General features: G+C 61.0%; 23 protein-coding genes and 1 tRNA gene. 13 read left to right on the top strand and 11 right to left on the bottom strand.

Going from position 1 to position 22,676, the window contains the following annotated elements; genetic code table 11:
- Positions 1–83 precede the first annotated feature (83 nt).
- Positions 84–1,043 (top strand): LysR family transcriptional regulator, encoded by a 960-nt coding sequence (locus tag H3H45_RS10020; RefSeq protein WP_182833583.1) that lies wholly within the window; start codon positions 84–86, stop codon positions 1,041–1,043.
- A gap of 58 nt (positions 1,044–1,101) precedes the next feature.
- On the opposite strand, the gene H3H45_RS10015 is transcribed toward H3H45_RS10020, so the two are convergent.
- The 3 genes from H3H45_RS10015 to H3H45_RS10005 are packed head-to-tail and all read right to left on the bottom strand — an operon-like array spanning position 1,102 to position 5,293.
- Positions 1,102–1,677, bottom strand: coding sequence for an elongation factor P (locus H3H45_RS10015; RefSeq protein WP_182833582.1), 576 nt, complete (start codon positions 1,675–1,677; stop codon positions 1,102–1,104).
- A 34-nt stretch (positions 1,678–1,711) separates the two neighbouring features.
- Positions 1,712–2,857 (bottom strand): elongation factor P maturation arginine rhamnosyltransferase EarP, encoded by a 1,146-nt coding sequence (earP, locus tag H3H45_RS10010; protein WP_182833581.1) that lies wholly within the window; start codon positions 2,855–2,857, stop codon positions 1,712–1,714.
- Positions 2,858–2,917: 60 nt separating this feature from the next.
- Positions 2,918–5,293 carry a PAS domain S-box protein gene (locus H3H45_RS10005; protein WP_182833580.1) on the bottom strand — a complete coding sequence of 792 codons (2,376 nt, stop codon included), beginning with the start codon at positions 5,291–5,293 and terminating at the stop codon, positions 2,918–2,920.
- A 591-nt stretch (positions 5,294–5,884) separates the two neighbouring features.
- Here H3H45_RS10005 and H3H45_RS10000 point away from each other — a divergent pair.
- Positions 5,885–6,112, top strand: a complete 228-nt coding sequence (locus H3H45_RS10000) for a hypothetical protein (RefSeq protein WP_182833579.1) — start codon at positions 5,885–5,887, stop codon at positions 6,110–6,112.
- 328 nt (positions 6,113–6,440) lie between these two features.
- On the opposite strand, the gene H3H45_RS09995 is transcribed toward H3H45_RS10000, so the two are convergent.
- Together H3H45_RS09995 and H3H45_RS09990 are read right to left on the bottom strand one after the other, a co-directional pair.
- Positions 6,441–6,530 (bottom strand) — tRNA-Ser (locus H3H45_RS09995).
- Positions 6,531–6,622: 92 nt separating this feature from the next.
- A complete protein-coding gene (locus tag H3H45_RS09990; RefSeq protein WP_182833578.1) occupies positions 6,623–6,841 on the bottom strand; it encodes a hypothetical protein in 219 nt (72 codons plus the stop codon).
- 196 nt (positions 6,842–7,037) lie between these two features.
- Between H3H45_RS09990 and H3H45_RS09985 the strand changes: the two genes are divergently transcribed.
- From H3H45_RS09985 to H3H45_RS09970, 4 genes are all read left to right on the top strand, one after another.
- Positions 7,038–7,727, top strand: coding sequence for a crotonase/enoyl-CoA hydratase family protein (locus tag H3H45_RS09985; protein WP_182833577.1), 690 nt, complete (start codon positions 7,038–7,040; stop codon positions 7,725–7,727).
- Positions 7,728–7,909: 182 nt separating this feature from the next.
- Positions 7,910–8,635, top strand: coding sequence for a 1-acylglycerol-3-phosphate O-acyltransferase (locus tag H3H45_RS09980; protein ID WP_182833576.1), 726 nt, complete (start codon positions 7,910–7,912; stop codon positions 8,633–8,635).
- Between the two features lie 204 nt (positions 8,636–8,839).
- On the top strand, positions 8,840–9,511 hold the full coding sequence (locus tag H3H45_RS09975; protein WP_182833575.1) for a hypothetical protein: 672 nt from the start codon (positions 8,840–8,842) through the stop codon (positions 9,509–9,511).
- An 86-nt stretch (positions 9,512–9,597) separates the two neighbouring features.
- A complete protein-coding gene (locus tag H3H45_RS09970; protein WP_182833574.1) occupies positions 9,598–10,569 on the top strand; it encodes a magnesium and cobalt transport protein CorA in 972 nt (323 codons plus the stop codon).
- 100 nt (positions 10,570–10,669) lie between these two features.
- On the opposite strand, the gene H3H45_RS09965 is transcribed toward H3H45_RS09970, so the two are convergent.
- Positions 10,670–11,398, bottom strand: coding sequence for an amidotransferase (locus tag H3H45_RS09965; protein WP_182833573.1), 729 nt, complete (start codon positions 11,396–11,398; stop codon positions 10,670–10,672).
- A 374-nt stretch (positions 11,399–11,772) separates the two neighbouring features.
- Here H3H45_RS09965 and ptrC point away from each other — a divergent pair, with 374 nt between their 5' ends.
- Positions 11,773–11,982, top strand: coding sequence for a type III secretion system co-regulatory protein PtrC (gene ptrC / locus H3H45_RS09960; protein ID WP_182833572.1), 210 nt, complete (start codon positions 11,773–11,775; stop codon positions 11,980–11,982).
- Positions 11,983–12,007: 25 nt separating this feature from the next.
- On the opposite strand, the gene H3H45_RS09955 is transcribed toward ptrC, so the two are convergent.
- The 3 genes from H3H45_RS09955 to H3H45_RS09945 all read right to left on the bottom strand — a co-directional run bounded on the left by H3H45_RS09955 (position 12,008) and on the right by H3H45_RS09945 (position 16,125).
- Positions 12,008–12,505, bottom strand: a complete 498-nt coding sequence (locus tag H3H45_RS09955; RefSeq protein WP_182833571.1) for a hypothetical protein — start codon at positions 12,503–12,505, stop codon at positions 12,008–12,010.
- Positions 12,506–12,758: 253 nt separating this feature from the next.
- A complete protein-coding gene (locus H3H45_RS09950; protein ID WP_182833570.1) occupies positions 12,759–14,903 on the bottom strand; it encodes a 3-hydroxyacyl-CoA dehydrogenase NAD-binding domain-containing protein in 2,145 nt (714 codons plus the stop codon).
- 16 nt (positions 14,904–14,919) lie between these two features.
- The gene (locus H3H45_RS09945; RefSeq protein ID WP_182833569.1) at positions 14,920–16,125 is read right to left on the bottom strand and encodes an acetyl-CoA C-acetyltransferase; all 1,206 of its coding nucleotides are present in this window, start codon (positions 16,123–16,125) and stop codon (positions 14,920–14,922) included.
- 622 nt (positions 16,126–16,747) lie between these two features.
- Here H3H45_RS09945 and H3H45_RS09940 point away from each other — a divergent pair.
- From H3H45_RS09940 to H3H45_RS09915, 6 genes are all read left to right on the top strand, one after another.
- Complete coding sequence (locus tag H3H45_RS09940) at positions 16,748–17,128, top strand: rhodanese-like domain-containing protein (protein ID WP_182833568.1); 381 nt, start codon at positions 16,748–16,750, stop codon at positions 17,126–17,128.
- The gene (locus H3H45_RS09935) at positions 17,113–17,931 is read left to right on the top strand and encodes a c-type cytochrome (RefSeq protein ID WP_182833567.1); all 819 of its coding nucleotides are present in this window, start codon (positions 17,113–17,115) and stop codon (positions 17,929–17,931) included. Before H3H45_RS09940 ends, H3H45_RS09935 begins: the two co-directional genes overlap by 16 nt.
- Before the next feature lie 330 nt (positions 17,932–18,261).
- Positions 18,262–18,579: an antibiotic biosynthesis monooxygenase family protein gene (locus H3H45_RS09930; RefSeq protein ID WP_182833566.1), complete on the top strand. Its 318-nt coding sequence runs from the start codon at positions 18,262–18,264 to the stop codon at positions 18,577–18,579.
- Positions 18,580–19,154: 575 nt separating this feature from the next.
- Positions 19,155–19,523: a hypothetical protein gene (locus H3H45_RS09925; protein ID WP_182833565.1), complete on the top strand. Its 369-nt coding sequence runs from the start codon at positions 19,155–19,157 to the stop codon at positions 19,521–19,523.
- Positions 19,524–19,809: 286 nt separating this feature from the next.
- Positions 19,810–20,316, top strand: coding sequence for a Gar/GrdA family gentamicin resistance ATP-binding protein (locus H3H45_RS09920; RefSeq protein ID WP_182833564.1), 507 nt, complete (start codon positions 19,810–19,812; stop codon positions 20,314–20,316).
- A complete protein-coding gene (locus H3H45_RS09915; protein WP_182833563.1) occupies positions 20,313–20,849 on the top strand; it encodes a hypothetical protein in 537 nt (178 codons plus the stop codon). The genes H3H45_RS09920 and H3H45_RS09915 overlap by 4 nt, the downstream gene beginning before the upstream one ends.
- An 84-nt stretch (positions 20,850–20,933) precedes the next feature.
- On the opposite strand, the gene H3H45_RS09910 is transcribed toward H3H45_RS09915, so the two are convergent.
- Complete coding sequence (locus H3H45_RS09910; protein ID WP_182833562.1) at positions 20,934–21,728, bottom strand: transglutaminase family protein; 795 nt, start codon at positions 21,726–21,728, stop codon at positions 20,934–20,936.
- The gene (locus tag H3H45_RS09905) at positions 21,725–22,675 is read right to left on the bottom strand and encodes an alpha-E domain-containing protein (RefSeq protein ID WP_182833561.1); all 951 of its coding nucleotides are present in this window, start codon (positions 22,673–22,675) and stop codon (positions 21,725–21,727) included. The genes H3H45_RS09910 and H3H45_RS09905 overlap by 4 nt, the downstream gene beginning before the upstream one ends.
- Position 22,676 lies beyond the last annotated feature (1 nt).

Genomic DNA, 22,676 nt, shown 5'->3' with positions numbered 1-22,676 from the left:
AGGCATCCATGCTAATCAGCGCTACTTGGATCGGAAACGCACAAAGATGCACAATGGCTGTGCCCATAACGCACAGGCATGCCATGAATCCGCCCCAACTCAGCGATCAACTCGATCTTTTCCTCGCCGTACTGGAAAGCGGCAGCTTCTCCGCTGCCGCGCGCCTGTACCAGCTCACACCTTCGGCCGTGGCACGGCGCATGGACAGCCTGGAACAGGCGCTCGGGGTAAGCCTGTTCCTGCGTAACACCCACGCGGTACGAGCCACCCCGGCGGGTGTCGCCTTCGCCGAACGCAGCCGGCGCGTCCTCGACGAACTGCGCCTGGCCAGAGCCGAGGCCGTGTCGCTGAGCAGCGCCCAGGAAGGTCTGATCCGCATCGACGCACCGAGCCCTTTCGGTCGCCGCCACCTGGCCCCAGCCATTGCCGACTTCCTCGCACTAAACCCCGGCCTGGATGTGCAACTGCGCCTGATCGACAGCTTCATTGACCTGGACGGCGAGCACTTGGGCGAGGTCGATCTGGTGATCCGCATCGGACCATTGGGTGACAGCCGCCTGGTTGCCACACCGCTGGCCTCGATGATGCGCATCGCCTGCGCCAGCCCGAGCTACCTGCGCCAACGTGGCACACCGCTGAGCCCGCAGGAGTTGGCAGGCCATGATGGCCTCGACTGGGCCACCCTGGCGCCGCCTTACGCCTGGCGCTTTGCCCACCAGGGCAAGCTGCAGCTCTGTCGGCCCGGTCGCCTGCGCATGACCAGCAACAACTGCGAAACCCTGATCCACGGGGTGTGCAATGGCCTGGGCATCGCCCATCTGCCGACCTGGCTGGCCAGCGAATACCTGCTGCGCGGCGAGTTGCAGCCGCTGTTCTGCGACAACGGCTTGCCGCCCCCCGAACCCAGCAGCATCTACGCCCTGCGCCTGGAGCGCGAAACCAGCCCACGCGTGCGCCTGCTGCTGGCCTTCCTCAGCGAGCGCTTCGGCCACCCGCCGCCCTGGGACCAGGCCCTGCACAACCGCCTGCCAATTGGCAGCTGAAATGAAAGAGCCCGGCACATGGCCGGGCTCTTTGTCACACGCGGTACAGACGGAAGGCTTAAGCCTGCGGCGCCTGGGTACGGCCTTTGTAGGAACCGTCGCGGGTGTCGATCTCGATCCAGTCGTCGATGTTGCAGAAGTCTGCAACCTTGACTTCGGTACCGTTGCTCAGCTTGGCCGGCTTCATGACCTTGCCGGAAGTGTCGCCACGGGCGGAACCTTCGGTGTAGCTGATCTGGCGCACGATGGTGGTCGGCAGGTCAACGGAGATCACTTTGCCTTCGAAGAACACGGCTTCACAGATGTCGGTCATGCCTTCTTCGATGAACGGCAGAACGCTTTCCAGGTCTTCTTCGCGCAGTTCGTAGGAGTTGAACTCCGGGTCCATGAACACGTAATCAGTGCCGCTGATGTAGGACAGGGTCACTTCCTTACGCTCGAGGATCACCGGCTCCATCTTGTCGTCGGCCTTGTAAACGGTCTCGGTCTTCGAGCCGTTGATCAGGTTCTTCAGCTTCATTTTGACGATGGCGCTGTTACGACCGGACTTGGTGAACTCGGCTTTCTGGATCAGCCAAGGTTGACCGTCGATCAGGGCCACACTGTTGGGCTTCATTTCTTGTGCGGTTTTCATACGAATATCCGGATTTTGATGGAGGTACGAATTTCTAAGCCGCGCATGATAGCCAATTTTGGTAAAACTCTGCCAGCGCCGCAGCAAGATCAGGACGAGAGGCCTGTTGCAGACACCAGCGCTCGGCATGCGCGCTCACCTCGGGGGCGACTTTCTGCAACGCCGCCCAGCTCTCGCCCATGCCCTGCCCGCTATTCCATGCCCGCCACAAACTACCCAGCGCTGCGGCGGCCTCTGCCGTCAGCCCTTGCAGATACAACTGCAGAAACGCCTCAAGCTTGTCGAGGTGCGCCTGCTCCTGCTGCACATAGATATGCCAGAGCAGCGGTCGCCCGGCCCACTGGGCGCGGACGAAGGAGTCCTCGCCGCGCACCGCGTTGAAATCGCAGCTCCACAGCAGCAGGTCGTAGTCTTCCTGGCGGACGAACGGCAGCAGCTGAACCTGCAGATTGCCGCGCCGCCAGCTGCCGCCAGGCGGCAACTCGGCCTCGCCCAGCCAGGCCTGCAGATCGCCGAGGATGCGCCCTTGCGGCACCAGCAACTGGGTCGGCCGGGCATCCGCGGCTAGCGCCTCCAGCCAGCTCGCCAAGCCCGGATTTTCGTAGGCGAACAGGGAGACCAAGCGGGCGCCATCGAGCGGCTGCACATCCAGCCCCGCCAGAAACGTCGCGCGCGCCGCCGGATCGGCCTGGAACGCTCGGCGCCGCGCCAGCAAATCACCTTCGCGCAACAGGCCGCCGGTCTGCGCGGTAAAACCGGGAAAGAAGAAGAACTTCTGCAGGCCATCCGGCTGCGGCGATGGCAGCCCATGGCAACCGCCGACCCAGTCTTCGGCACTCAGGTATTCCAGGTTCAGCCACAGCGGTTTACGCGCCTGCGCGGCCATCGCGCTGACGAACGCCGCCGGCAGATGACAGGCAAAGGCCTCGATCACCACCTCGCCGGGCTGCACGGGCTGCCAGTCGGCAGGCCAGTGACAGACCTCGACACCTTCCAGCCATTGGCTGGCAGCCTGAATGTCGGCTTGCGGGCACAGGCGCTGCAGCGCGGCCAGCTCGTCTACCCACAGACGCACGAGCACGCCGTGCTCAGCCACCAGTTGCCGAGCCAGGCGCCAGGTCACGCCGATGTCGCCGTAGTTGTCCACCACCGCGCAGAAAATGTCCCAACGGGCGCGCATAGGCCGCTCCCCTGCAAAGAATCGACGCACCTTAAGCGCTTGGCAGGAAGAGGAAAAGTCCTAGGGCGACAGGGAAAAGCGATTCCTCCCCGCCTGCTTGGCCTGGTAGAGCGCCTGATCGGCTTTTTCCAGCAGGGTTTCCGGGCAAGGCGTCTGCGCATCGAGCATGGCCACGCCGATGCTGGTGGAGACCGCCAGGCTGTGCTGACGAATCTGCAACGGCTCGACCATGGCGTCGATGACCTTGGCTGCCACTTCACAGGCAAGCTCGGCCGACGACAGGTGCTGCAACAGAATGACGAACTCATCGCCCCCCAGACGCGCCACCACATCGCTGGTGCGCACACTGCGCTGCAGGCGTGCGGCAAAGATCTTCAACACCTCGTCTCCCACGGCATGCCCGAGGTTGTCATTGATCTCCTTGAAGTGGTCGACATCCAGGTAGAGCAAGGCCAGATCGCGACTACCAGGCCCGTGCTCGGCAATCGCACGCTCCAGTGCCTCCATGATCGCGGCACGATTGAGCAGACCGGTCAGGCTGTCGCGCAGGGCCCGCAAGCGGAACTGCTGCTCCAGCGCCCAGCGCTCGGTAATGTCCCAGAGAATCAAATAGAAACCGCGCACCTCGCCGCCAACATCGCGCTCCGGCACATAGCGCGCCTCCATATAGCGCTCGTTGCCCTGCACCTTGAGCGCCCGCTCGAAGGAAGTCTGCTGCCCCGCCAGGGCCTGCGTCACATGGGGCTGGATGAAGGCGTATTCATCGGCACCGAGCAATTCGAGCAATGAATGCCCCAGACACTGCGCTTCGATCTTGCCGAACGTCTGCAGGAACGGCTTGTTGCAGTACCGCAGCACTTCGCGCGTGTCGATAAAGGCCACCACTGCGGGAATGGCATCGGTGACCGAACGCAGCAACTGCTGATTGAGCAGCACTTCCTGTTCGGTGCGCTTGCGCTCGGTGACATCGCGCATGAAGGCACTGAACTCGCGCTCCGCGCCGTTGCCACTGGTGCTGATGGTGATCTCCACGATCAGCTCGCTGCCATCCTTGCGCAGGGCCGGCAACTCGACCCGGCGATTGATCACCGGCCCCTGACCGGTTTTGATGAAACGCGCCATGCCTTCATGATGCGCGCTGCGCAGGCGTTCCGGGATGATCACCGAGGTCAGCGGGCGCCCTATCACTTCGCCCCGCTCCCAGCCAAAAATCCGGCAGGCCTCGGAGTTCCAGTCGGTAATCTCGCTCTGTTCGTTGACGCAGACGAAGGCTTCGTGAGAGCTCTCGATGATGCGTTGAGTACGCTCCATGTTGGCCCGCAGCACCGCCTCGGAAGCCATGCGCTTGGCCACTTCCTCGGTACGCTCAGCGAGCAGGCGCTGGTTGTTCTCGAAATCGACCTGATGCCCCAGCTCCGAGCCCAGCAGGCCAGCCATCAGCTGCAACGTCTGCACATCTGCAGCGCTAAAAGCGTTCGCTTGCGACGCCATGATCTTCAGCACACCGACAGCCCTGCCCGCCAGCAACAGGGGCGCCACCACCATCGACGCCACGCCAATCTTGCGGCACGCAGCCTGGTCGACCCGCGGATCCTGCTCGGTATCGGCCGACATCAGCACCGTGGCCGAACGTACACAGAGCCCGGACAGGCTGCTGCCAATACCCAGGCGCACGCCCACGAATGGCGCCACGCTGCCGGATGCTGCGCGATAGACCATTTCCTCACCATCGACCAACTCGACCGCCGCCCCTGAAGCCGGCGTCAGCTCCTGCATCTGCTGCACCACCAGGTTGAGGAATAGGTCGAGATCCAGCTCGGCCTCGGCCAGACGGGTCTGGGTCGCGATAATCCGCGCCAGGTTATCGGTGTGCGACTGCAACTGACGCAGCAAATACTCGCCCTTCTGCACTTCTGCCAGCAGGTGGGTATTTACCCGCTCGATCAGCATCGTGCGCTCGAGCACCTGTTCCTGCAGGCGTTGCTGAACCCCAGCCAGAGACTCGGCGGCGCGTTTCTGGTCATCGATATCGGTACAGGTGCCCAGCCACTTGAGAATCTGCCCGCTAGCCTCACGCAGTGGCTCGGCACGCCCCAGGTGCCAGCGGTAGGTCTGGTCGACAGCCCGCAGGAAGCGATACTCCATCTCATAGGACTCGCCAGTGACCAGCGCCTGCTGCCAGCGGGCCAGCGTAGGGGGCAGATCATCGGGATGGAGGATATTCTGCCAGCCCCTCTCGTCCGGGGCGCCTGGCCTGGCTCCGATGAAGTCCCACCAGCGCCGATTGAAATAGTCGACAACGCCATCCGCACGGGCCGTCCAGACGATCAGCGGCAAGCCATCGGCCATCTGGCGGAACCAGCGCTCGCCATCCAAACCCTGTAGCGTCTGGGCGAGCTCGATGGCCAGGGTGCTTCCAGGGTCAGCTTCGCTCATCGCACATCCGCGCCAGCTCGGGGCTGGATCTAGGCTGGAGGGGGTATCGATTCCCTATAACAGTAGTCCAGCACCTTGGGCTTGGCAGTAATCCTGATCCGCGACAGTGGGACTGCGCATCCGAGCCATCAGGAGCAGCCGCAAACCTGCTCGCGCAGCACTTGCCGGGGATTTTCGGGCGAGAGGAACAAAAAACCCTGAAAGACTGCTCTTTCAGGGGTTTTAGTTGTCTGGCGGTTAAGGTGGGATTTGAACCCTATCTTAAGCGTCCCGTTGCGTCGCAAACCCGCTCAATCTGAGGTCTCAGCACTCTCGTCCGTTTCACTACGTACCTATCCGGCACAGTGATTTCGACAATTGCTCGACACTGACTAGGTGGAGCGTAGCTGGGCACTTAATGCGCAAGGGGTCTTGCCAATCCTAAGTATTTCAGGGATGTTTTGCAGCGATTCCTACCTTCCCCCTCTACAGTGCTAGATTTCAATTTTGTAATTCTGAGGTCATCCTCGCGTTAGCTTCATCTTCGTAAGATCTACGCATCTTCACAGATGCTCACGAAATAGATCACACGAACTGATAGAGGCCTAACTTATGAAAATTGCAAATATTGCACTCGCTGGAATGCTTGTCCTTGGCGCTACTACCTCCGTACTTGCGGAGGATGGTTTCGACCGCACTTTGAAAGCAGCAAGTGATTTCAAGCAAACTCAAGAAAGTATTCACGGGAAAGATAACAAGGCTACTCAAGTTGTTAGCCAGAAAGGCGCGACCACTGAAAAAGGTATTGCAGAAGGCAACCACGCAACCAAAGAGTGCTGACTTCTTCCCCCTTCCGAGTCCACCTCTAAGGCCCCATGAGCTCCTTTGCAAAGAGATTTACCCTATGCGCCCTCCCCTGGGCGCTTTTTTTTGCGATCCCCACCGAGTTGGGTAAACCCTGATCCTGATATAACGCGCAGCTATCTGCCTGCCAGTAGCGGCCTTGCCCGAAAGCGACCTCAGCATGTCAAAGCTAACCTTAACCTATTGAAATAATGAGCTTCTTGGGAAAGGAGACAGGGTCCGGTTTTCGACACTTCATCGACACTGGCGGACACCAGAAACAAAAAACCCCTGAAAGATTGCTCTTTCAGGGGTTTGATTTGTCTGGCGGTGAAGGTGGGATTCGAACCCACGATACGGTTTCCCGTATACACACTTTCCAGGCGTGCTCCTTCAACCGCTCGGACACTTCACCGGGTCTCGTCGAACTGGTCAGTCCGTCGAGGCGCGCTAATGTAGCCGAACGGCCGGCTTAAGGCAAAAGTTTTTTTCAGTCGATTCATGCGCTTATGCAGAATGCCGAGCGCGCTGGCGGCGTTCCTGCCTGACCTCAGTGAAGCGCTGGCCACCAAACAGAAGGAAACCCAGGGAAAAGAACAGGCTCAGGGCAAACACCTGCAACACGCCATAAGGTGTGTGACTGTGGCTGCTGCCGGCCCACAGGATCAGACCCAACAGCAGAAGCACTGCGCTGACCCGCAAAATCAGGGGGATCATTCGATACATGTTCGGCACTCCTCAGGTTGCTGGCTAACCTAAGACAGTCATGGGTATAGCAGCCAATTGGCTGAGCCGATGACCTCGATAGATGACAGCAGACCAATGGCAATGACCAGGCGGTCAGCCAAAGCGCTTTACCCGCAGCGCCACGCTGGGTAACGTCAGCGCCACTTCAGCCCACTCCAGGACTAGGAACCCCGCCATGAGCGACCTGATCAGCTACCAACTCGAAGACGGCATTGCCACCCTGACCCTGAACAACGGCAAGGTGAACGCCATCTCCCCGGATGTGATTGCCGCCTTCAATGCCGCCCTGGATCAGGCCGTGCAGGATCGCGCCGTGGTGATCATCACCGGCCAGCCGGGCATCCTGTCCGGCGGTTACGACCTCAAGGTGATGACTTCCGGCCCGCAGAACGCCGTGGCCCTGGTCACCGCTGGTTCCACCCTGGCCCGTCGCATGCTGTCGCACCCCTTCCCGATCATCGTCGCCTGCCCGGGCCACGCCATTGCCAAGGGCGCCTTCATCCTGCTCTCGGCCGACTACCGCATCGGCGTGGAAGGCCCGTTCAACATCGGCCTGAACGAAGTGCAGATCGGCATGACCATGCACCACGCCGGCATTGAGCTGGCCCGTGACCGTCTGCGCAAGTCGGCCTTCCACCGTTCGGTGATCAATGGCGAGATCTTCAATCCGCAAGGCGCCGTAGATGCCGGCTTCCTCGACAAGGTTGTGCCAACCGAAGAGCTGATGGCCACCGCCGTCGCTACCGCCCAGCAGTTGAAGAAAATCAACATGACCGCGCACAAGAACACCAAGCTGAAAGTGCGCAAGGCCTTCCTGGAAACCCTGGACAAGGCCATCGAGCTGGATCAGCAGCACCTCGGCTGATTACCTCGTTCCCTGCAAAGCCCGGCCAAGTGCCGGGCTTTTGCTTTCAGGGCCGAACAGGCCACGTACCGGCAGCTATCGGAGTGGAAATGCCCGGTAATAACCTCTGATCGGGGTCAATTGCCGAAAGCAGTGCACGCCCGTACACTGCGCGCCTTTTTGTCTGCCTACAGGCCTACTCGATGCTTTTCCTCCCCCGCATGCTGCTGATGGGTCTGCACTTCATCATTGCCGGAATTCTTGGCTTGCTGCTCGGCCTGTGCCGCCCGTTCAACCCGGACAACAGCCGCCTGTGCGCGCGCCTGTATTCGCTGCCGGCCCTGTGCATGCTGCGTCTGCGGGTTAAAACCGATGTGCAGAGCCTGTTCAACCAGAAACAGTCCTGCGTGATCATTGCCAACCACCAGTCCAACTACGACCTGTACGTACTCGGCCGCGTGGTGCCGCCGCGCACGGTGAGCATCGGCAAGAAGAGTCTGAAGTGGGTGCCATTCTTCGGCCAACTCTACTGGCTGGCCGGCAACGTGCTGATCGACCGGGGCAATGCGCGCAAGGCCAAAGAGGCCATGCTCACCACCACCGAGACCCTGCAGCATCGCGATACCTCGATCTGGGTGTTCCCGGAAGGCACCCGCAACCTCGGCAACGGCCTGCTGCCGTTCAAGAAAGGCGCATTCCAGATGGCCATCGCCGCCGGCGTACCGATCATTCCGGTGTGCGTCAGCAGCTACGCCAAGCGCATCAAGCTCAACAGCTGGGACAGCGGCCGCATCATGATCCGCTCGCTGCCGGCCATCCCGACCCTGGACCTGACCCTGGACGACCTGCCGCAGTTGATGGAACGCTGCCAGACGCTGATGCGCGAGTGCATCGAGCAGCTCGACCAGCAGCTCGTCGAAGCCAGGTAATTGCAATAAGTTCTTTTCCACTCAATGCATTGGCACATGGCCATCACTTGGTTATCGTAGCGTTCTGCACTGGATAGACACTGCAGGCATGGAGGCCTGATACATCATCGTTTCGGTCATGAAACGGGCCTCTGACGTTTACTGGATGCGAGCACTCATTTGCTCCGCGTCTTTCCATAAATCCGTCAGAAAGAACTACTCCCTATGCGAATTTCCTCCGTTCTCAAACTGTGTGGTGCCCTGCTTGCTGCAGCGCTGACCACCGGCTGCGTGACGTCCATCCCGTTCGAGCAGCAACTGCCACAACCGGCCTACCAGAATGACGACAGCGTGTTGATCACCGTGATCGACAACCGCACACGCGTCCAGAAGGGTAAACCGCGCGAGTTCGTCGGCGTGGCCCACGGCTCCTTCGGTATTCCCTTCGACTGGAGCGTGCCACAGGTACTCGCAGTCGCCGAAGGCGATAAGGAGCGCGACCTGGCTGAATTCCTTGAGCATCGCCTGAGCAATGGCCTGCAGCAGAAAGGCTGGCAAGCACAGGCCGTGAAGATGGATCACCTGCCCAGCGCCGCCGAAGCCGAGGCGGCCCTTAAGCAAGCCAATGCCAAGACCCTGCTGGCGCTGGAGTTGAAGGAGTGGTACTTCAGCATCAACCTCAACTGGGTATCGGACTTCAACTTCGACACCGACACCAACATCCGGGTTTACCAGATAGATAGCGGCGAAGTGCTCAGCAAGAACATTACCGAGCGTGATGTGATCGTGCAGAAGGCCAGTGACTCGCCACAGAACAACATCCTGATCGCCTACCGCGAACAGCTGCGGCAGATCATCGATGACCCGCAGGTCCGCGCAGTCCTGGCAAAGCAGTGAGCCCACAGGCCCGGCACAGTCCGGGCCTTTTTCCATCTGCATGCGCGGCGGGTTAAGCTGCGTCATCGCACCGCAGAGGAATACCCATGGGCCAGATCGTTGCCGCCGCTGCCTACAGCAAAGGTCGGAAAGTCGCCGACTTCACTCTCGATGAAGGCAAGCAGTGGGCCACCCGCCCCGAGCATTTCGTCTGGATCGGTCTGCGCGACCCCAGCAGCGAGGAACTGCAGTGCCTGCAGCAGCAGTTCAACCTGCACGAGCTGGCCATGGAAGACGCCATCGCCCAGCACACCCGCCCCAAGCTGGAAACCTTCGGCGATGCGCTGTTTATGGTGCTCTATTCGCCGATCCGCGATGAAGGGCGCCTGCAATTCATCGAAACCCAGTTGTTCGCCGGCAAAGGCTATGTAATCAGCGCCCGCTACGGCAACTCGGCGCCCTACTCCACGGTGCGCCAGCGCTGCGAAGCCAAGCCACTGCTGCTAGAACACGGCGAGGACTTCGTGCTCTACGCCCTGCTCAGCTTCGTCATGGAAAACTACCGGCCGCTGATGGACTGCATTCACGGCGAACTGGAAGACATCGAACAAACCGTGCTCGGTCGCCCACTGACCCAGGCCGACGTGGAGCGCATCCACGGCCTGCGGCGTGACCTGCTGCGTCTGCGCCGGCAGATTGCACCGATGGTGGAGATCTGCCAGGAGCTGCAACAGCTCGACTTTCCCTTCATCGACAAGCACATGCGCCCGTACTTTCGCGACATCGCGATCCACGTCACGCGCCTGTTGGAAGACCTGACCGGGCTGCGCGAGATGGCCGACCACGCCATCGAGATAGGTCTGCTGCTGGAGTCATCGCGGCAAAGCCTGACCCAGCGCAAGTTCGCCGCCTGGGCGGCGATCCTGGCGTTCCCTACGGCGGTGGCGGGGATTTACGGCATGAACTTCCAGCACATGCCGGAGCTGACCTGGCACTACGGCTACTTCGGCGTGCTCGGCATCATCGGCGTGGGCTGCGTCGGCCTGTTTGCCAACTTCAAGCGGATGAACTGGCTGTAAAACCTAGCCCGGATGCAATCCGGGAATTACAGGCACCCAAGCGATCACCAGCGGCCGCCCCGGATTGCATCCGGGCTACGGGCGCTGGCGACTTGCTATCTCAGGCGGTCTGCGTGCCCTTGCCGTGGGCGACGAAACGCATCATCCATTCGGCAACCAGATGCCCCTGATGATCCTGCTCCAGGCTGGCCACGGCCTGCTGGTAGGTCGGCTCGCCAATGCACTTCTGACGGATATCCAGCAGCGCCCGCGAGTAGTCGTGGATGAACTCCGGATGGCCCTGGAAGCACAGCACCTGGTCGTCGATGCAGTAGGCGGCAATCGGGCAGAACGGACTGGACGCCAGCAGCGTGGCCTTTTCCGGCAGCGCAGTGACCTGGTCCTGGTGGCTGATCAGCAAGGTCAGCTGCTGCAGCGCCGGGCTCATCCAGGCCGGTTGTTGCTTGACCTCGTAACGATGGATACCCACGCCCCAGCCCTGCTGCGCACGCTCGGTATGGCCGCCAAACATCAGGGCCAGCAGCTGGTGGCCGAAACACACGCCGAGCAGCTTGTCGCCACGCTGGTAGCGCTGCTGCAGGTAAACCTTGAGCGTCTGGATCCAGGGGTCGCTGCCGAAGGAATCGGCCTTGCTGCCGGTAATCAGGTACGCATCGTATTGCTCGTCATCGCTCGGGTAGTCGCCCTGCATGACGTTGTACACGCTGAACTGCGCAGGTATCGGCTGACGCTCGAACAGGCGCTCGAACATGCGGCCGTAGCCCTGGTATTGCTCGATCAGTTCAGGGCGAAGGACATCGGTTTCCAGAATGCAGATGCGCAGTGACATTAAGCGGATTACCTGACTCGACGGAGGGTTGGAAGAAGGCGCTAAGCCTGCATCGAAGTGCTCTGCAACGCAATATCCACGGGGCTGTCAGGCGCATCAGCCGACATCCGGCAACCATCATCGGCCTTGATAGTTACCATGCTCGCCATTCACTTCTGTCGATGGGGCGTCTCGTCAATGATGCAGGCGTCGGATTCAACCCATCACCCGTACAGGAGATACCCCATGAGCAGTTTCGCAGCCATCGCCAGCCTGATCGCGGCTTCCGCCTTCCACAGCCCCGCCGCCGCGCACAACCACCAGGCCCAACAGGCCACCCACCGCAAGTAAGCCAGAGGGGCCGCTACCCGGCCCCGGCTAACGAGGACGTGACGATGACCATCAACGAAGCCTTCTCCAGCACCCGTACCTACGGCGTCACCTATGCCAGCTTTGACGAGTCCGGCTTGCGCTTCGAGTCGGAAGCCACCGTGCACCTGGAGGACGGCAGCCTGTTGACTCTGCGCATGCCAACCCGCCAGGACGAGAAGCTGGATATCCACGAAGTGGTGTGCATGCAGAACGGTTGGTGCCAGGCTGCCTGATGAGCCTGGCCGCTGCTCTAGCGGCTCAGAGCAATTTCAGGCGCTTGAGCACCTCACGCACGCCGGCTATTTCTTCCGCCGTCGCACTGCCGCTATCGCCACACACGCTGTAGTCCAGACGCTGGGCCAGCGCCAAAGGCTGTAGATCGCGCGAGCGCAAGGGCACGTAGATGTACTCGACGACGCCGACCTTGAGGGGGCTGCGCTCGATCTTCTCCTGGTGACCAATGCGCATGCCACCGACGCGCACATCGATCTGATCGCACCCTAGGTAACGCGGTTTATCGTCGCCACGCATCAGCACCAGGGTCAACTGCACTTCGCGGCTTTGCGGATCACTCATTCCGAAGAAATTCAGGGTGATGCGCTGCGAGACGGCCTCTTGAACAAAGCTCACCACCCGGGCACCGCTCTGCGGGTCGTTTTGGTCGTTGATCTTGCCCTCGGCATGGGCTGCCGAAACAGCCAAACCGACCAGCCAGGCCACGCCCAGCATCCCTGCTCGCCTGCATCGGCGCTTCATGGCGTGTTCCATATCTACCCCCACAGCTCGCAAGCCGGCTCAATGCACTTGTCGCCCAGCCTACAGGGAAAGCCCCGCGCAATGCAGTTCAAACACTGCAGAGGCTCCAGAACAGCGGAACTGCAGCCGGCCCTGCAAAGCATCTCTACCCTGCATGCTTGAGTGCAGTCCTGCATCGACAGTCAGTCAGACCAATAAAAAACCGGCCCACAGGGGCCGGTTTGTCAGGGCATTGCCAACTCGCCGGGCAAACTCAGAACTGTTCGCCCTTGGCTGCCTTTTCCAGCAGCAGCGCCGGCGGCAGGAAGCGCTCGCCGTACTGCTCGGCCAGGTACTGGGCGCGGGCAACGAAGTCCTGGATGCCGTACTGGTTGATGAACTGCAGCGCCCCGCCGGTCCAGGCGGCGAAGCCGATGCCGAAGATCGAGCCGATATTGGCGTCCGCGACGGACTTCAATACACCCTCCTCCACGCAGCGCACGGTCTCGATCGCCTGGATAAACAGGATGCGATCACGCACGTCTTCCTGAGATATCTGCGCATCGGCCTTCTCGAAGCGCGCCTTGAGCTGCGGCCACAGGTGCTTCTTGCCACCCTCCGGGTACTCGTAGAAACCACCGCCGGCGGCCTTGCCCGGACGTTTGTACTCCTTGAGCATCAGCTCGATGACGTTGAACGCCGGGTGCTGCGGGATGCTCTTGCCCTCGGCTGCCAGGTCGGCGACGGTCTGCTGGCGGATATGTTCCATCAGGCTCATCGACACTTCGTCGCTGATCGCCAGCGGGCCCACCGGCATGCCGGCCTTGCGCGCCTCGTTCTCGATCATCGCCGCGCTGACGCCCTCGCCGAGCATGGCGATGCCTTCGTTGGTGAAGGTGCCGAACACCCGCGAGGTGAAGAAGCCGCGGCTGTCCTCGACCACGATCGGGGTCTTCTTGATCTGCAGCACGTAGTCGAAGCCACGGGCCAGGGTCTCGTCGCTGGTCTTGGCGCCGCGGATGATCTCCACCAGTGGCATCTTGTCGACCGGGCTGAAGAAGTGCAGGCCGATGAACTTGTCCTGCTTCTGCACCGCCGTGGCCAGGCCGGTGATCGGCAGGGTCGAGGTGTTTGAAGCGATCACCGCGTCGCTCAGCGCAGCGCTTTCGGCGGCGGCGGTGACCTTGGCTTTGAGACCGCGATCCTCGAACACCGCCTCGATGATCAGGTCGCAGCCGTCGAAGTCGGCGTCGCTGACGGTCGGCTTGATCCGCGCGAGGAAGGCCTCGCGCTTCTCGGCCGTCATCTGCCCACGGCTGACCTTTTTGTCGAGCAGCTTGGCCGAGTAGGCCTTGCCCTTCTCCGCCGCCTCGATGGACACGTCTTTCAGCACCACCTCGATGCCGGCGGCCGCCGACACATAGGCGATGCCGGCGCCCATCATGCCGGCGCCGAGCACGCCGACCTTCTTGGTAACGTACTGCGGGATACCCTGCGGGCGTGAGCTGCCGGCGTTGATCTCGTTGAGCTGGAACCAGAAGGTGCCGATCATGTTCTTCGCCACCTGGCCGGTGGTCAGCTCGGTGAAGTAGCGCGCCTCGATGATCTGCGCGGTGTCGAAGTCGACCTGCGCGCCCTCGACGGCGGCGCACATGATCTTCTCCGGCGCCGGGAAGCAGCCTTTGGTCTTGTCACGCAGCACGCTCGGCGCGATGGCCAGCATCTGCGCCACAGCCGGGGTGCTCGGGGTGCCGCCGGGGATCTTGTAGCCCTTGGTGTCCCACGGCTGCACGGCGGTCGGGTTGGCGGCAATCCAGGCGCGCGCCTTGCTCAGCATCTCTTCGGCAGTCGCGGCTGTATCGTGGATCAGGCCGGCTTTGAGCGCCGCATCCGGGCGCACCTTCTTGCCTTCGGCCAGGTACGGCAGCGCCTTCTCCAGGCCTAGCAGGCGCACCATGCGTACCACGCCGCCGCCACCGGGCAGCAGGCCGAGGGTCACTTCCGGCAGGCCAAGCTGAACACTGGAGTTGTCCAGGGCGATGCGGTGGTGGCAAGCAAGGCAGATTTCCCAGCCGCCGCCCAGCGCGGCGCCATTGATGGCAGCGACCACCGGCTTGCCCAGGGTCTCCAGGCGGCGCAGCTGGCCCTTGATGCCTAGGACCATGTCGTAGAACGGCTTGGCGTCGGCCTTGGTGACCTTGATCAGCTCGCCCAGGTCGCCGCCAGCGAAGAATGTCTTCTTCGCGGAAGTGATGATGATCCCGGCGATGGAGTCCTTCTCGGCCTCCAGGCGCGCCACGGTGGCACCCATGGCCTCGCGGTACTGGGCGTTCATGGTGTTGGCGCTCTGGCCAGGCATGTCGATGGTCAGGACGACGATATTGTCCTGGCCCTTTTCGTAACGGATGGCGTCAGTCATTTTTCTTATCTCCGCCTCAAACTCTTTCGATAATCGTCGCGATGCCCATGCCGCCGCCGACGCACAGCGTGGCCAGGCCGTAGCGCAGCTCGCGCTTCTCCAGCTCGTCGAGCAGGGTGCCGAGGATGGCGCAGCCGGTGGCGCCCAGCGGGTGGCCCATGGCGATGGAACCGCCGTTGACGTTGACCTTGTCCTCGGACACGCCCATGTCCTTCATGAACTTCATGACGACGGATGCAAAAGCCTCGTTGACCTCGAACAGGTCGATGTCCTCGACCGACAGACCGGCCTTGGCCAGCGCCTTGCGCGTGGCCGGTGCCGGGCCGGTGAGCATGATGGTCGGGTCGGTGCTGGTCACCGCGGTGGCGACGATACGCGCTCGCGGCTTGAGGCCCAACTCGCGGCCCTTGGCTTCGGAGCCGATCAGCATCAGCGCGGCGCCATCGACGATGCCCGAGCTGTTGCCAGGCGTGTGTACGTGGGTGATCTGCTCGACATGGCTGTAGACGCGCAGCGCGGTGGCGTCGAAGCCCATCTGGCCCATCATCTCGAAGCTCGGCTTGAGCTTGCCCAGGCCTTCCAGCGTGCTGTCGCCGCGAATGAATTCGTCGTGATCGAGGATGACGATACCGTTCTGGTCGGTCACCGGAATCAGCGACTTGGCGAACGAGCCATTAGCACTGGCCCGCGCGGCCTTCTGCTGCGAGCGCAGGGCGAAGCTGTCGACGTCAGTGCGGCTGAAGCCTTCAAGGGTGGCGATCAGGTCGGCGCCGATGCCCTGCGGAGTGAAGTGAGTCTGCATGTTGGTTTCCGGGTCCATCACCCAGGCGCCGCCGTCCGAACCCATCGGCACGCGCGACATGGACTCCACGCCGCCGACCACCACCAGGTCCTCGAAGCCGGAGCGCACCTTCATCGCGCCGATGTTTACCGCTTCCAGGCCCGAGGCGCAGAAGCGATTGAGCTGCACGCCAGAGACGCTGACATCCCAGTCGGCGACCATCGCGGCGGTTTTGGCGATGTCGGCGCCTTGGTCGCCCACCGGGGTCACGCAGCCAAGCACCACATCATCGACCTGGCGGGTGTCCAGACCGTTGCGCTCCTGCAGCGCGCGCAGCAGGCCCGCCACCAGGCTGACCGGCTTGACGCTGTAAAGCGCGCCGTCCTTCTTGCCCTTGCCGCGCGGGGTGCGCACGGCGTCGAAAATCAGTGCTTCAGTCATGACGTCCTCGGTAGCTGGCAGCGGCAAAAGCCGGGTTGCCTAACCTTAGCCCCACGCGGGCCGGACTCAATGACCGATACGCTCAGGGCCATTGACCGTTCGGCTCAGACAGGCGGTAAAGATTGTCAGGCATTCCACCCGCGCTGAAGCAAGCGCTCTGGCGCCAGGCCTGCGCATCGATTGTTTAGCCGATGCAATAACTACAGGCTTTTGCCTATGCCGTGCTAGGAGCCAAGTCGTCTAAGCTCCACGTGACGCGGGCCCTAGAGTTATCAAGGCAAAGTGCCGCCGCCGGGTTTTGCCGGGGTGGTTTATGGTCTGAGCCAAGGTGTTGTGCCCGTGTCTACCAGCCACTGGTTGCTGACAAAAGCCAATACACCAACAAGAAGAAAGGCAGTAGCAGCATGTTCAAACAAGCCAAGTACCGGCAGGCGACCCTGATCGTCCTGGCCACCGCCGTTATCCTGATCCTGCCCAACGTGACTCGTCTGGTCAGTTGATCATTCTTCCCTGCCGTGGCCTGACGCCGTAGCTGCTCAGGCCACGGAACAACTTATCCCCCTCAACCCGTGCCAGCAGGTGTGCTAGCGTGGCACTTCATTGCTTCTGTGAGGTGAACCCTATGCGCCACCTACTGCTCAGCCTTGCCCTGATCCTGCCGTTTGCTCAGGCCGGAGAAATCGACCAGAGCGCCGCCTTGCGCACGCTTGTCCTGCCGGACACCGTACTGATCGACGTGCGCAGTGCCGATGAGTTCGCCAGCGGCGCCCTGCCCGGTGCTCAGTTGATCCCCCACGACCAGATTGGCGCACGCATCGCGGCGGTGGTGCCAGACAAGAACACCCCCGTCGTGCTGTATTGCCGAAGCGGCCGACGCTCATCGCAGGCCCAGGACGAACTGCGTGCACTGGGTTACACGCAAGTGATGAATGCCGGCGCCTATGAACAACTCAAACTGGCCACCACGCCTCGGGATAAGGAAGCGGCATGCGTCGACTGCTGAATGCACTTTCCAGCCTGGCATTACTGGCCAGCCTGCACGCTGCAACCACGCATGCCGCCGAACTGCACATAGAACTGCCTAGCGGAACGCGCACCTGGAACAGCAGCAGCCTGCTCAGCCACCCCCAGACCGAAACCATCAGCATCAGCGCCGACGTGGCCTACAAGCGCGACATGCAGTACCGCGCCATTCCCCTGGTGGTACTGCTGGAGGGCGTAGCCCCAGGCGACCACTTGCAGGCAGTGGCCCTCGACGGTTTTGCTGCCGAACTGCCAGCCGCGCCATTGCTGGCGACCAAAGGCGCGCGCGCCTGGCTGGCCATCGAAGACCCACAACAACCCTGGCCTGCACTGGCCGAAGGCAAACCCAGCGCGGGGCCGTTCTACCTGGTCTGGCAAAACCCTGAAGCGGCGCAGATCGGGCCGGAACAGTGGCCGTTCCAGGTTTCCCGCATCCGCCTGCTGGAAGCAGTCGCCAAACGCTTCCCTGCCCTGCTCCCCGCAGCGAACGCCAATGGCGATGTGCAGGCCGGCTTCGCCCAGTTCCAGAAAAACTGCCTGGCCTGCCACCGCCTGAATGGTGCGGGGGATTCGCAGTTCGGGCCCGATCTGAATATTCCGCATAACCCAACGGAGTATTTCGCAGGGGATTTTTTGCGGCAGTACATTCGTGATCCGCAGAGCCTGCGGCGCTGGCCTCAAGGGCGAATGCCGGCTTTCAGCGAAAGCGTTATCAGCGACAGCCAGCTCGAGCAACTGATTGGTTACCTGCGCCACATGTCCACGCGCAAAACCGAACACTAGGAAGAGCAGCCCAGCACCTGCCCAGGCTTTACCCGCCAAGCGACAGACGCTAGCGTGGCAACAGCAACAACGGAAATCGACAGAGGCCAGGAATGCCCAAACCCACCACAACTCGCCTTCGCCATCTGAAATATCTGGCCTGAACCTGTCCTGCGGTGTACGGCGGAAAGCCACTGTCGCTCATTACCAGCCGCATTGTCGTATTTGCTCTAGTTGGGAATGAAAAATCAGAGCGTTACAAAATAGACAAGAACATTACCCGACGCCCTATCGGATGTTATGCGACAGCAATGCCACCTAACTTTAGTTAACTACCTTCAGGAAAGCATCGTGTCGACCATAGCAAAAACTCCAGAACCACCATATTACGCTGTAATTTTTACATCGCTACGAACTGAGGGCGACAATGGCTATTCTGAAACAGCATCCAACATGCTTATGCTAGCAAGCGAGCAGCCTGGGTACTTGGGAGTAGAGTCTGCAAGAGAAGATCTAGGCATAACTGTATCGTACTGGTCAGACCTAGAATCCATAAGAAATTGGAAACTCAATATTGAGCACCAAGAGGCCCAGAAAACCGGCCACGAGAAGTGGTATTCATCTTTCAAGGTAAGAATTTCAAGAGTTGAGCGTGATTACGGTATCTAACAATGCGTTCAAAGCGCCCACTCGCTCACAGGGACCGGCTAAAACCGGCCCCTTAACAAAGTGTTAGGTGTCCATTCATGCTCTTCGCAAGCCCCCTCGCGGCGTTCTTGCTGGCCACAGTACCTATTGTGCTGCTTATTGCCGTAGGCGTCGTACCCTCTATCCGAAAGAGAATGCACAGGGCAATCTCGGCAACAGCGCTCGCCATGGGGGTCGCGCTTCTTGCGTTCCAACTCCTCGTCATTGGAACCCTTAGCATCGATGTCCTGTATGGTTTTGGTGATTCTAGGCTCATCATAGTTGGGTTGCCGCTCGCAGCCTTCTTCATCTCGCTGGGTTTCTTGTCGCATCGCAGTAGGCTCTCGCTTCCGATTGCTGCCTCATGCGGAGTCATTGGCGCTATCGGGCTTTGGTATCTCGGGGGCTTTGTTGTTATCAACACCGCGTGCGGCCTATTTCATAGCGGTGGATGTTAGTCCAGATCACACCTAACTATGCGCTCAAAGCGCTCACTCTACTCGCCGGGATCGCCAAGCCGGCACATCAACTTAATCATCAAACATCAAGGAAGAACCATGCAGTGCTTTAATCACCCCAAAGAAGCAATCGGAATCTGCAAACACTGTCAGCGCGCCCTATGCGTTGATTGCTGCACAGACTTAAAGGACGGACTTGCCTGCAAGGGTGTGCATGAAGCAGAAGTCACTCACCTTAACAGTCTTCTGCAAAATACCAAGAAAGCTTACTCATCCTCACCTACAGCTTCCTTGTTCGGCCCTATCTTTAATATATTTACCGGACTTGCCTTTATAATTTTCGGAATTCAAAGCAGCAGCAGTAATTTCTTAATAGTTTTAGGCGCCGGATTTTTCACTTTCGGCTTGGCAATTATCATCTACAACACAAAGTACTTTAAGAAAATCACCACCAACTATGACGCCTAGCGAAGTGCGCTAGGCCCTGAGCGCATCAGGAGATAGGAGGATGCCGAAACACCGAAACGACTCACCTCCTTCGCTGCGGTTTATCCAATGTACGCAGAGGGGCTGAGCGCAAGAAAATCTGACATAGTCATTCGCTGCTTTACAGAGCCAGGCTATTGCACCAACCCGGACAGCGGGCAAACTTTCTGAAAATCTAGCGATAGAGCGTTGAGGATATGACTGGCAATTGGACTGGGCGGTTAGCGTCCAGGCATCTTTACTTGCACAGACGGACTAAGGACACAGCATGATCATTATCCTCAACGGCCCACTGGGAATAGGAAAATCAACACTCGCCGAAGCACTCATGGAGGAAATAGACCACTGTGTAATGCTGGATGGTGATCATGTAATAGCCATGAACCCGCCGCCGCCCAACGAAGTGGAATACCTGCATACGGCACTGTCTTTCTTGATCGAACATCACAAGAGTCACGGCTATCGAAACTTTGTGATCAACCATATCTGGCGCACGCCGGATGATCTCGACGATTTGTGTCGCAGACTCAGCCATATAGAAGCGGATATCCGCTCCTTTCTGCTCACACTGCCGCTGCAAGAGAACCTTCGGCGAATTGAAGTACGCCAGAGTGCGCGCGCTCTTGATGAGCAGGCGTTTGAACGGCACACCGTCATGGAGGAGCGTGAAGCTCTGTATGCCCGCGCCAATAGCGGCCTAGGAGAGGAGCTTGATGTATCAGCCCCACCAGAAGCGCTGGTCACGGCGCTCCTCTCGCGGCTGGATGCTAAATGAAACCCAGGGAGAAACGGGCCGGCAGCCAATACATCCTAGCTTCATCCATGAAGGCTCTCGTATCACCTTTTGTGCTGCTGACACTTGCAGGCTGCGCGCCCACCCCAGGCTCAGTCGGGCCCGCGGCTGATTACCCCGCCGGGAAAAACCAACAGGAGTTTGCCTCATGGGCTGCCAAGCCGTGGGCGTTCGTGGTTTCCGACTTGAATGGCCACCGGCTCAGATCGGTCACGCTCAGATTCACAGACGAGCCTGCTGACACGTGCACGCCCGGTAATTGGAAGAAGGTCGTCCTACTCGACCAACAAACGCAACCCAGCCCTGGATTTACGCCGGATGAGGCGGCCTATCACGTGCAAGGCAGCGTGCTGACCCTCAACCTCACAGCGAATTTCTGTGACGTCTACATAGAGATTCAAGGCCGGATCACCCCGAGCGGTTTTTCCGGCCAGTACTCATTCTCGGACCTGACGGGCATCCAGAGCCTGGGGGTTGTCCATGGCGCACCGGTGCGCCCTCTACGGGCGGATTAGCAACACTCCCCTGCCCCCTTCGCCCACTCAGTGTTGCAGCACCCCGCTAGCAGAGCACTGCTGCCAAACGTGCCTCGCTGACGACTACTGCTGCACCTGCAGCAACGGCGAAACCTTGACCCGTGCATGCATCTGCTCGCCACCACCACCACGGCGCATGCCGCGTACCGGGCAGGCGTCGAGGTAGTCCAGGCCGACGGCCAGTTTGAGGTGACGTTCCGGCCGGGACAGCTGGTTGGTCACGTCGAAGCTGTACCAGGCGTCATCCAGCCAAGCTTCGGCCCAGGCGTGGCTGGCCAGGTGGCCGCTGTCTTCGGTGAACAGGTAGCCCGACACGTAACGCGCCGGCACGCCCAGGCTGCGGGCGCAGGCAAGGAAGGCATGGGTGTGGTCCTGACAGACCCCGGCGCGGCCGGCGAAGGCTTCGGCAGCGGTGCTGTCGACCTTGGTGGCGCCGGGGGTATAGGGCATCTGCTCGTGCAGGCCGTGCATCAGGCTGATCAGGCTGTCGCGATCGCGGCGACCGGCGCTGCTGGCCTGGGCGAAGTCGTACAGGGCGTCGTCCGGCTGGGTCAGGCTGGTGAAGCGCAGGTATGGCAGAGCCGAGTGGTTGTCGCCTTCGGATTCGCAGTGTTCGTCGATCTCGACCTGGCCGCGGGCACCGATCACCAGGGCTTCGTGCGGTTCATCGAGGGTCAGTACATGCAGGATGTTGCCGTGCGGGTCGCGCTGGGCACGCACTGCGCGCGGCAGGTCGAGCTGCCAGCTGAGCACGTGCTGGCGCACGCTCTCCTGCGGCGTCAGGCGCAGGTACTGGATGCTGGAACGCACCTGGTCATCGTAGTTGTAGGTGGTGTCGTGACGGATCGAGAGTCTCATACGACCTCCAGATAGGACGTGTGGATGGAGCTGCCCAACTGCCGGACGAGCAGGATGAAATCGGTAAGCCAGACATGCAGGCCCTCATCGAGGACCTCGTCAATGCTGGTGTAGCGCAGGCGCGCGTCGAGCTCGGCGGCCATGCGCTGGGCCGGGCGGCCGTTCTCGCCGGGCAGGCCGGAAAGCATCAGGTTGAGTTCTTCCATGCACGAGCGCAGCGAACGCGGTACGTCCGGACGCAGCAGCAACAGTTCGGCGATCTTGCGGGTGCGCGGTGAGCCGCGGTAGATCTCGGTGAAGGCCTCGAAGGAGGACAGCGCACGCAGCAGCGCGCTCCATTGGTAGTAGCCGCGCGCCGAGGTGTCGCTGACCGCATCGGCCTCCTCGCCCAGCATCTCGTAGCGTGCGTCGAGCAGGCGCAAGGTGTTGTCGGCGCGCTCGAGGAAGGTACCCAGGCGGATGAAGCGATACGCCTCGCCGCGCATGATGGTGCCGAAAGTGGCGCCGCGGAACAGGTGCGAGCGCTCCTTGACCCACTCGCAGAAACGGCTGATGCCGTAGCGCCCCAGGCCCTGGGCGGCGATGCCGCGCATCTCCAGCCAGGTGGCGTTGATGTTCTCCCACATGTCGGCGGTGATGCGTCCGCGCACGGCGTGGGCGTTGGTACGCGCGGCCTGCAGGCAGCAGTAGATGCTCGCCGGGTTGTCTGCATCCAGAGCGAAGAAGTGCAGCATGCGCTCGGCGTGCATCTCGCCGTGGCGTTCCAGGTAGTCGTCCAGGGTGCCGGTGATCAACAGCGGCATGGCCAGTTCGTCGATGCCGTCGCCACGGCCGTCCTGCGGCATCAGCGACAGCGAATAGCTGACGTCGAGCATGCGCGCGAGGTTCTCGGCGCGCTCCAGGTAGCGCGACATCCAGTACAGATCGGAGGCAGTTCTACTCAGCATG

It is taken from the genome of Aquipseudomonas guryensis, assembly GCF_014164785.1.
Lineage (GTDB): Bacteria > Pseudomonadota > Gammaproteobacteria > Pseudomonadales > Pseudomonadaceae > Aquipseudomonas > Aquipseudomonas guryensis.
This window is presented reverse-complemented; position numbering and strand designations above follow the sequence as displayed.

Excerpts from the sequence above, each read along its gene's own strand:
- H3H45_RS09945 (WP_182833569.1), bottom strand. The coding sequence starts at position 16,125 with ATGACTGAAGCACTGATTTTCGACGCCGTGCGCACCCCGCGCGGCAAG.
- H3H45_RS09975 (WP_182833575.1), top strand. The coding sequence starts at position 8,840 with ATGCGAATTTCCTCCGTTCTCAAACTGTGTGGTGCCCTGCTTGCTGCA.
- H3H45_RS09980 (WP_182833576.1), top strand. The coding sequence starts at position 7,910 with ATGCTTTTCCTCCCCCGCATGCTGCTGATGGGTCTGCACTTCATCATT.
- H3H45_RS09925 (WP_182833565.1), top strand. The coding sequence starts at position 19,155 with ATGCAGTGCTTTAATCACCCCAAAGAAGCAATCGGAATCTGCAAACAC.
- H3H45_RS09920 (WP_182833564.1), top strand. The coding sequence starts at position 19,810 with ATGATCATTATCCTCAACGGCCCACTGGGAATAGGAAAATCAACACTC.
- H3H45_RS09950 (WP_182833570.1), bottom strand. The coding sequence starts at position 14,903 with ATGACTGACGCCATCCGTTACGAAAAGGGCCAGGACAATATCGTCGTC.
- ptrC (WP_182833572.1), top strand. The coding sequence starts at position 11,773 with ATGACCATCAACGAAGCCTTCTCCAGCACCCGTACCTACGGCGTCACC.
- H3H45_RS10005 (WP_182833580.1), bottom strand. The coding sequence starts at position 5,293 with ATGAGCGAAGCTGACCCTGGAAGCACCCTGGCCATCGAGCTCGCCCAG.
- H3H45_RS09915 (WP_182833563.1), top strand. The coding sequence starts at position 20,313 with ATGAAACCCAGGGAGAAACGGGCCGGCAGCCAATACATCCTAGCTTCA.
- H3H45_RS09970 (WP_182833574.1), top strand. The coding sequence starts at position 9,598 with ATGGGCCAGATCGTTGCCGCCGCTGCCTACAGCAAAGGTCGGAAAGTC.
- H3H45_RS09905 (WP_182833561.1), bottom strand. The coding sequence starts at position 22,675 with ATGCTGAGTAGAACTGCCTCCGATCTGTACTGGATGTCGCGCTACCTG.
- earP (WP_182833581.1), bottom strand. The coding sequence starts at position 2,857 with ATGCGCGCCCGTTGGGACATTTTCTGCGCGGTGGTGGACAACTACGGC.
- H3H45_RS10020 (WP_182833583.1), top strand. The coding sequence starts at position 84 with ATGAATCCGCCCCAACTCAGCGATCAACTCGATCTTTTCCTCGCCGTA.
- H3H45_RS10000 (WP_182833579.1), top strand. The coding sequence starts at position 5,885 with ATGAAAATTGCAAATATTGCACTCGCTGGAATGCTTGTCCTTGGCGCT.
- H3H45_RS09965 (WP_182833573.1), bottom strand. The coding sequence starts at position 11,398 with ATGTCACTGCGCATCTGCATTCTGGAAACCGATGTCCTTCGCCCTGAA.
- H3H45_RS09940 (WP_182833568.1), top strand. The coding sequence starts at position 16,748 with ATGCGCCACCTACTGCTCAGCCTTGCCCTGATCCTGCCGTTTGCTCAG.
- H3H45_RS09910 (WP_182833562.1), bottom strand. The coding sequence starts at position 21,728 with ATGAGACTCTCGATCCGTCACGACACCACCTACAACTACGATGACCAG.
- H3H45_RS09935 (WP_182833567.1), top strand. The coding sequence starts at position 17,113 with ATGCGTCGACTGCTGAATGCACTTTCCAGCCTGGCATTACTGGCCAGC.
- H3H45_RS09955 (WP_182833571.1), bottom strand. The coding sequence starts at position 12,505 with ATGAAGCGCCGATGCAGGCGAGCAGGGATGCTGGGCGTGGCCTGGCTG.
- H3H45_RS10015 (WP_182833582.1), bottom strand. The coding sequence starts at position 1,677 with ATGAAAACCGCACAAGAAATGAAGCCCAACAGTGTGGCCCTGATCGAC.
- H3H45_RS09990 (WP_182833578.1), bottom strand. The coding sequence starts at position 6,841 with ATGTATCGAATGATCCCCCTGATTTTGCGGGTCAGCGCAGTGCTTCTG.
- H3H45_RS09985 (WP_182833577.1), top strand. The coding sequence starts at position 7,038 with ATGAGCGACCTGATCAGCTACCAACTCGAAGACGGCATTGCCACCCTG.